Source organism: uncultured Maricaulis sp. (assembly GCF_905480005.1).
GTDB lineage: Bacteria > Pseudomonadota > Alphaproteobacteria > Caulobacterales > Maricaulaceae > Maricaulis.
In genome coordinates this window covers 1-8,696 of record NZ_CAJQOO010000093.1, presented here as the reverse complement: position 1 = coordinate 8,696, position 8,696 = coordinate 1, and the positions used below count along the sequence as shown (strand labels likewise).

Below are 8,696 nucleotides of genomic sequence, written 5' to 3'. Positions count from 1 at the left end.
GCCGGAACCCAAGCGCCGCGGCGCCTTCACGCGCTTTCTTGACGGCGTCGAATGGCTCGGCAATCTCCTGCCGCACCCGGTGACCCTCTTTGCCATCCTGGCGGTCGGTATCGTGCTCCTGTCCGGACTGTTCGGCTGGCTCGGGCTTGCTGTTGAGGATCCGCGGCCAGCCGGTGGACGCGGCGTGGCTGAAGACGGCATGATCCGGGCGATCAGCCTGATGGACGGGGACGGGATCCGTCGCATCTGGACCAGCCTGGTGACCAATTTCACCGGTTTTGCACCGCTGGGCGTGGTGCTGGTGGCGATGCTGGGTGTTGGCGTGGCCGAGAAGTCCGGCCTGCTGTCCGCTGCCGTGCGCGCCATGGTGCTGTCGGCGCCGCGCCATGTCGTGACGGTTGCCATCGTCTTTGCCGGTATCGTCTCCAATACGGCGTCCGAGGTCGGCTATGTGGTGCTGATCCCGCTGGCGGGAGCGATCTTCTACGCGCTGGGTCGGCATCCGCTGGCCGGTATGGCAGCGGCCTTTGCCGGTGTGTCCGGTGGCTATAGCGCCAATATCCTCATTGGAACCATTGACCCGCTGCTGGCGGGGATCACCCAGGAAGCTGCGCGGCTGATCGACCCGGACTATGTCGTGGTCGCGACCGCGAACTGGTATTTCATGGTCGCCTCGACCTTCCTGATCACGGCCATCGGTTCGCTGGTGACCATCTTCATCGTCGAGCCCAAGCTGGGCCAGTACAATCCGGCGCACGCTGACGAGACTGTCCTCGACAAGAATATGATGCAGCCTCTGGAGGCCAAGGAACGCAAGGGCCTGGGCTGGGCCGGCTTTGCCATTCTGGGTGTTTTCGCGCTGATGGCCCTGACCCTGGTGCCGGAATGGGGTGTCCTTCGTAACCCCGAGACCGGCGACCGGATCAATTCACCCTTCTTCCGCGGTTTTGTGGTCTGGATCCTGATCTTCTTCATCGCTGCCGGTTATGCTTATGGCCGGGCGACGGGGACAATGAAGTCCGACCGTGATGTCATCAATGCGATGGCCAGCGCGCTGAGTGCCCTGGGCCTCTATATCGTTCTGGTCTTCTTCGCTGCCCAGTTCGTTGCCTTCTTCGGCTGGACCAATCTGGGCGCGATCACCGCCGTGACCGGTGCCCAATTCCTGCAGGATACCGGGCTGACCGGTCCGCTGGTCTTCTTCCTCTTCATCCTGATGTGTGCGGTGATCAATCTGTCGCTCGGCTCGGCCTCGGCCCAGTGGGCCGTGACGGCGCCGATCTTCGTGCCCATGCTGATGCTGATCGGCTATGCCCCGGAAGTGATCCAGGCGGCCTACCGGATCGGGGATTCCACGACCAATATCATCACGCCCATGATGAGCTATTTCGGCCTCATCCTCGCCTGGGCAACGCGCTATGACCGCAATCTCGGGGTCGGCACGCTGATCGCGATGATGTTGCCCTATACGATCTTCTTCATCCTCTTCTGGTCGAGCTTCTTCTTCCTGTGGACTTTCGGGCTCGACCTGCCGGTCGGACCGGGCTCGCCAACCTATTATCCCGCCCAGTAGACCGGGGGGGCAGGCGGCAGCCCTGCAGGGGCGAGGCTGATCGAACAAGGCGCGGCGCGCGGCTGTCTCCCGGCACAAGGTGCCAGGGGCGTTTCGCGCGCCGTGCCGAGCGGAACCCGGCCCGGTCGTGATTGCTGGCGTCCGAACCGGGGCGAGCGCCGGAGTGCGCGCCCTGTGCCTGTCCACACGATCCCGCTCTCTGCATCCCAACCCCCTTCAATCCTTGTATTACGCCGCTCACGCGGTCTAATGGACGTCAAACACGAACCCACCGGAATCGCCCCATGCGCCTGTCCCGCTACTTCCTTCCCGTCCTCAAGGAAACGCCCTCCGACGCCGAGATTGTCTCGCACCAGCTGATGCTGCGCGCCGGCATGATCAAGCAGCAGGCGGCGGGGATTTATTCCTGGTTGCCGCTGGGTCATCGCGTGCTCAGGAAGATCGAGCAGATCGTGCGCGAGGAACAGGACCGGGCCGGTGCCGTCGAGCTTTTGATGCCGACGGTCCAGTCCGCCGATCTCTGGCGTGAGAGCGGCCGCTATGACGATTATGGCGACGAGATGTTGCGCATCACGGACCGGCATGACCGCGAGCTGCTCTTCGGACCCACGAATGAAGAGATGATCACCGACATCTTTCGCTCCTATTGCAAGTCCTACAAGGACTTGCCGAAGATGCTCTACCATATCCAGTGGAAGTTCCGCGATGAGCGCCGCCCCCGTTTCGGGGTCATGCGCGGCCGTGAATTCCTGATGAAGGACACCTATTCCTTCGATGTGGACGAGGCAGCGGCGCGCCGCTCCTATAACCGCATGTTCGTGGCCTATCTGAACACGTTCTCGCGGCTGGGCCTGAAGGCTGTGCCGATGAAGGCGGATACCGGTCCGATCGGTGGTGATCTCAGCCATGAATTCATCGTCCTCGCCGAAACCGGTGAGAGCGAGGTCTTCTGCCATGCCGATCTCGTCGAGATGGGCGCGCCCGGCCTGGATGTCGATTTTGACGGGGATCTCCAGCCCCTCGTGGATCAGCGCACGGCGCTCTACGCCGCGACCGAGGAGATGCATCAGCCTGACGCATTCGCCGCCGTACCGGCCGACCGCCAGCTGTCGGCCCGCGGTATCGAGGTGGGACATATCTTCAATTTCGGCACCAAATATTCCGAACCGATGAAGGCCATGGTCCAGCATCAGGATGGCCAGCCGCGCCCGGTCCATATGGGCTCTTATGGCGTCGGTGTCTCGCGTCTGCTCGGCGCGATCATCGAGGCGCATCATGACGAGAAGGGCTGTATCTGGCCGGAGAGTGTGGCGCCTTTCGGTGTCGGCATCATCAATATGCGTGTCGGCGACGAGGCCTGCGATGCAGCCAGCGAGCGCGCGTATGCGGCGCTGGTAAAGGCCGATCTCGACCCGCTCTATGACGATACAGACAATCGCGCCGGGGCCAAATTCGCCACGGCAGACCTGATCGGTTTGCCCTATCAGATCGTGATCGGGCCGCGCGGGCTGAAAGAGGGCAAGGTCGAGCTCAAGGTGCGCCGCACCGGCGAGACCCATGAAATGTCGCCGGAAGACGCTGTCAGCCGGCTGGCCGAGAGAGCGTTTGCCGATGACTGATCCGGCTCGCGAGACAGGCCATGCATCGGCTGGCGGGGCGCGCCCTTTCAGCCCTTATGAATTCCTGCTCGCCTTCCGTTACCTGCGGGCCCGCCGCAAACATGGCGGCGTCGCGCTGATCGCCTGGATTTCCTTTGGGGGTATCGCGCTCGCCGTTACCGGCCTGATCGCCGTCATGTCGATCATGAACGGGTTTCGTGCCGAACTCTTCAACCAGCTTCTTGGCTTTCAGCCCCATGTCTATGTTGATACGCGTGAAATCGATCCTGGAAGCATTGATGGCCTGATCGCGGAAATCGAGGCCATGCCCGGCGTGAAAAGTGCCGACCCCGTGGTCACGGGCCAGGTGCTCGCCTCGTCGGAGCGCTATGAATCCGTGCTTCAGGTCCTGGCTGTTCGTCCGGCTGATCTCGCCGGCATGGATGTGATCCAGTCCGGTGATGACCCGCGCAGCCTGACCGGTATCCAGTTCGGTGATCTCGAGACATTCGGTGAGGGCCATAATGGCGGCGATGGTATCGTCGTTGGCACAGGGGTCGCCCAGCGCCTCGGCGTGACCATCGGTGACCGGGTCACTTTCACGGCCGCCCGGGCGGCGCCCACCGCCTTTGGCATTCGCCCACAGCAAAAAGCCTATTATGTCGAGGCGATTGTCGCGGCCGGTGTCTCCACCATCGACAATAATCTCGCCTATATGCCGCTCGACCAGGGCCAGCTCTACTTTACTCGTGGCGATGTTGTGGACACCATCCAGATCCGTCTCGATACACCGGAGATGGCCCCGCAATTTGTTGCGCCCGTCCGCGAGGTCGCCGGTCCCAATGCGATGGTCTACGACTATACCCGGCTTGACCCGGCCTTCTTCAACGCGCTGCAATTCGAGCGCACGGCCATGCGCCTCATCCTGTCCATCGTGGTCGCGATTGCGGCCATGAATATCATTTCCGGCCTGGTCATGCTGGTGAAGAACAAGTCGCGCGATATCGCCATCCTGCGCACGATGGGCGCGACCCAGGCCTCGGTCATGCGGGTTTTCCTGATCGTCGGCGCCAGTATCGGCATGGCCGGAACGCTGGCCGGGCTGTTGTTGGGCATATTGTTCGTGACCTTCATCGGGCCGATCCAGGACTTCATTACCTGGACCACCGGCGCCCAGGTCTGGGATCCGAACGTCTATTATCTCTATCGCATTCCGGCCAAGATGGACTGGGGCGAAGTCGCGTTTATCTCTGCCTTTGGCCTCGCGATCTCCCTGCTTGTGACCCTGCCACCGGCCTGGCGGGCCGCCCGGCTCGATCCGGTGGAGGCGCTGCGCTATGAGTGATTTCGTTCTCGAGCTCGACGCCATCGATCGCACCTATGTGACCGAGGCCGGCGAGCTGCCAGTCCTGCAAGGTGCCAGCCTGGCGCTGTCTCCGGGTGAGATAGTCGGCCTCGTGGGTCCGTCCGGTTCGGGCAAGTCCTCGCTGCTCCACGCGGCAGGCCTGCTGGAGCGCCCGGACGCCGGTGAAGTGCGGGTGAGGGGCACCGCAACAATCGGCCTGTCAGACCGGGAGCGAACGGCCATCCGGCGCCGCGAGATCGGCTTTGTCTATCAATTCCACCATCTCCTGCCCGAGTTTGATGCGCTGGAGAATATCGTCCTGCCGCAATTGATCGGTGGCGTGCCATCCGCAAAGGCGCGCGAACGGGCGGAGATGCTGCTGACCCAGCTTGGTCTGGCCGACCGCCTCCTGCACCAGCCGTCGCAATTGTCCGGGGGTGAGCAACAGCGCGTCGCGATTGCCCGGGCCCTGGCCAATTCGCCGCATGTCCTGCTGGCCGATGAACCGACGGGCAATCTCGATCCGGCAACGTCGGAAACCGTCTTCGACGCGTTTCGGGAGACTGTGCGTGCGGAGGGGGCTGCGGCGCTGGTCGCGACCCATAATCATGAGCTCGCCGGACGGATGGATCGCATCCTGACCTTCGCGGACGGCCGCCTGACGCCTTACGAGCCGGCCTGATCACAGAACGGGCTTATCACAGAACGGGCTTATCACTGAGCGACCTGATTACAGAACGGGCTGAATTCCCAACCGCTTGCAGCCAGCTGACAGGTCCCGAATCACAGGGAAACAAAAGTAGAACATTTTTCTTGACTATCGTCGCGTCTCAAAATAGAACAAAAGCAGAACTCGAAATTGGGGAGAGAGTTATGCGCCGTGTTGTTCAAGATGTTTCTGCTGCTACCGCCGTTCTCGGCTTCGCCTGGATGATTGCCATGTGGGGATCGGTTCTCGGCGCGGCCTGAAACGGCTAGACTGATCGCCTGACTCGCGGCCGCCCTTCGGGTGGTCCTGTCGAGGGCAGGGCTGGATCAGTCTCGGGGCCGGATTTCAGGAGCGACGCATGGGCGTGCAACATCCCTTTGTGCATTTGCGTGTGCGGTCTCCCTATTCGGTCCTTGAGGGTGCGATCCGCATGCCCAAAATGGTCGAGGCCTGCCAGACCTATGGCATGCCCGCGATTGCGCTGACCGACACCAATAACCTGTTCGGGGCGCTGGAATTCTCCGAAGTCCTGTCCGGTGCCGGCGTGCAACCCATTGTTGGCTGTACGCTCAAGCTAAGGCTGGGCGATCCGCATCCCGGTGAGCGCGCCGAGCCGGATGGCACGCTCGTCCTTCTGGCCCAGGACGAGGAGGGCTATGGCAATCTGATGGCGCTCTCCAGCGCCGCCTTTTGCGATGTCGACGGATCGGAAGAGCCCCATATTCCCCTGGCGCTGGTGCTGGAACATGCCAATGGCGTGATTGCGCTGACTGGGGGGCCTGATGGCCTCCTCAATCGCCTGGTCATCGGTGGCCGCCAGCCCGAGGCGGCAAGCTATCTTGCCCAGCTCGAGTCGGCCTTCGGCGATCGGCTCTATGTCGAGCTGCAGCGTCACGGCCAGACCGAGGAATTGCAGGCCGAGGACTGGCTGGTACGCGAAGCCTATGCGCGCGAATTGCCGCTGGTCGCCACCAATGAGGCCTATTTCCCGGACCCCTCCATGCACAAGGCGCATGATGCGCTCCTGTGTATCTCGGAAAGCTCCTTCGTGTCTGTTGCCGACCGTCGGCGCGTCACGGCCGATCACGATCTGGCCTCGCCCGAGACGATGCATGCGCGATTTGCCGATCTGCCCGAGGCGCTCGGGAACACGATCGAGATTGCCCGTCGCTGCGCCTTCCGGGTGCGGACGCATGCGCCCATCCTGCCGAGCTTTCCGACCGTGGGTGGCCGGACCGAGGTCGAGGAGCTGATCGCCCGCGCCCATGAAGGGCTGACCGACCGGCTGGCCAGCATCAACGCCGCCGCGCCCGAGGCGGCGTATCGCGAGCGTCTCGACTTTGAGCTCGGCATCATCAAGCAGATGGGATTCCCGGGCTATTTCCTGATCGTCTCGGACTTTATCCAGTGGGCCAAGAACCATGATATTCCGGTCGGACCCGGCCGGGGTTCGGGGGCCGGCTCCCTGGTCGCCTATGCCCTGACCATCACCGATCTCGACCCGCTTCGATTCGGGCTTCTGTTCGAGCGCTTCTTGAACCCCGAGCGTGTCTCCATGCCTGACTTTGACGTCGACTTCTGCCAGGAGCGGCGCGGCGAGGTGATCCGCTATGTGCAGGAGCAATACGGGCATGACCGGGTCGCCCAGATCATCACTTTCGGAACACTCCAGGCCCGCGCGGTGGTGCGTGATACCGGCCGCGTCCTGCAATTGCCGCTCGGTCTCGTTGACCGCCTGGCCAAGATGGTCCCGGCCAATCCGGCCAATCCGGTTACGCTTGCCCAGGCGCTCGATCTGGAGCCGCGATTGCGCGATATGCGCCGCGATGACGAATCCGTCGACACCCTCCTGACCGTCGCGCTCAAGCTGGAGGGCCTCTATCGCAACGCCTCGACCCACGCCGCCGGTGTGGTGATCGGCGATCGCAAACTCTCCGAACTGGTCCCGCTCTATCGTGATCCGCGATCGGATATTCCCGCCACCCAGTTCAACATGAAATGGGTCGAGCCGGCCGGTCTTGTGAAGTTTGACTTCCTGGGCTTGAAAACCCTGACCGTGATCGCCCGGGCGCTGGGCTATATCGCCTCGGCCGGCAAGGATGTGCCCGATATCGAGGGCCTTGATTTCGACGACCAGGCGACCTTCGACCTCTTGCAGTCCGGCCATGCCATCGGCGTGTTCCAGCTGGAAAGCTCGGGCATGCGCGACACGCTCAAGAAGATGAAGCCGGATGCGATCGAGGATCTGATCGCCCTGATCTCGCTTTATCGACCGGGCCCGATGAAGAATATCGACGTTTATGTCGACCGGAAATTCGGCCGGGCCGAGGTGGATAATCTCCATCCGGACCTGGAAGGCGTGCTGTCGGAAACCTACGGCGTCATCATCTATCAGGAACAGGTGATGCAGATCGCCCAGATCCTGTCCGGCTATTCGCTTGGCGAGGCCGACCTTCTGCGCCGGGCCATGGGCAAGAAGAAGAAAGAGGAGATGGACAAGCAGAAAGTCCGTTTCCTCGAGGGCGCCGAGGAGAAGGGTGTCAGTCGGGAGAAGGCCTCCTACATTTTCGAACTCGTGGCCGAGTTTGCCGGTTATGGCTTCAACAAGTCACACGCCGCCGCCTATGCCGCGATCGCCTATCGCACCGGCTTCTTGAAGGCGAATTACCCGGTCGAATTCATGGCCGCCCTGATGTCGCTCGACGCGGCCAATACCGACAAGCTGTCCGCCTTCTTCCAGGAAGTCCGGCGCATGAAGCTCGAGGTGCGCCCGCCGGACGTGAATGCGTCCCAGGCTGATTTCTCGGTCGAGGAGGGCACGATCCGCTTCGCGCTTGGCGCCATCCGCAATGTCGGCTTCGTGGCCATGGAGCATATTGTCGAGGAGCGTGACGCCAACGGGCCTTTCCGCGATCTCTATGACTTTGCCGAACGGGTCGATCCGCGCCAGGTCAATAAACGCACGTTTGAAAACCTCGCCAAGGCCGGTGCCTTTGACAGTCTCGATCCGGACCGGTCCCGTGTCATGGCCTCGGCCGAGACGCTGATCTCCATGGCCCAGCATGCCGCCGAACAGCGCGAAAGTGCCCAGGCCAGCCTTTTTGGCGGGGGCGGCGAGGAGGCCCAGCTCGAGCGCCCACGCCTGCCGCAGCCCGATCCCTGGACGGCCACCCAGCGTCTCGATGCCGAATTGTCGGCCATTGGTTTCTACCTGTCCGGCCACCCGCTCGACGATCTGGCCGAACACCTGGCCGGCCGCGGTGTGGTCTTTTTTGCCGAAGCGCCCGCTCGCGTGGCCGACGGGGCGACGGCATTGCGTCTCGCCGGCATGGTCAGGCGCCGCCAGGAGCGGGTCTCCAACAAGAATGGCGAGCGCTTCGCCTGGACAACATTGTCCGATCCGACCGGGGAGTTCGAGGTCTTCGTCAATTCCGACCTCCTGATCAGCTCGCGCGACATTCTCGACAGCGG

General features: G+C 62.7%; 5 protein-coding genes. All 5 read left to right on the top strand.

Annotated features, from left to right (window positions below):
• Positions 1 to 1,573, top strand: a 1,573-nt coding sequence (locus QZ266_RS08790; RefSeq protein WP_295694084.1) for an AbgT family transporter, incomplete at its 5' end; no start/stop codon positions are given.
• Positions 1,574 to 1,857: 284 nt separating this feature from the next.
• Positions 1,858 to 3,192 (top strand): proline--tRNA ligase, encoded by a 1,335-nt coding sequence (gene proS / locus QZ266_RS08785; protein WP_295694081.1) that lies wholly within the window; start codon positions 1,858 to 1,860, stop codon positions 3,190 to 3,192.
• Positions 3,185 to 4,516 (top strand): lipoprotein-releasing ABC transporter permease subunit, encoded by a 1,332-nt coding sequence (locus QZ266_RS08780; protein ID WP_295694078.1) that lies wholly within the window; start codon positions 3,185 to 3,187, stop codon positions 4,514 to 4,516. The genes proS and QZ266_RS08780 overlap by 8 nt, the downstream gene beginning before the upstream one ends.
• Positions 4,509 to 5,198: an ABC transporter ATP-binding protein gene (locus QZ266_RS08775; RefSeq protein WP_295694076.1), complete on the top strand. Its 690-nt coding sequence runs from the start codon at positions 4,509 to 4,511 to the stop codon at positions 5,196 to 5,198. Before QZ266_RS08780 ends, QZ266_RS08775 begins: the two co-directional genes overlap by 8 nt.
• 385 nt (positions 5,199 to 5,583) lie before the next feature.
• The coding region (dnaE, locus tag QZ266_RS08770; protein WP_295694073.1) for a DNA polymerase III subunit alpha at positions 5,584 to 8,696 on the top strand (3,113 nt) is incomplete at its 3' end.

Bases quoted from the DNA above. Each gene is read 5' to 3' on its own strand.
- proS (WP_295694081.1), top strand. From the start codon at position 1,858: ATGCGCCTGTCCCGCTACTTCCTTCCCGTCCTCAAGGAAACGCCCTCC.
- QZ266_RS08780 (WP_295694078.1), top strand. From the start codon at position 3,185: ATGACTGATCCGGCTCGCGAGACAGGCCATGCATCGGCTGGCGGGGCG.
- QZ266_RS08775 (WP_295694076.1), top strand. From the start codon at position 4,509: ATGAGTGATTTCGTTCTCGAGCTCGACGCCATCGATCGCACCTATGTG.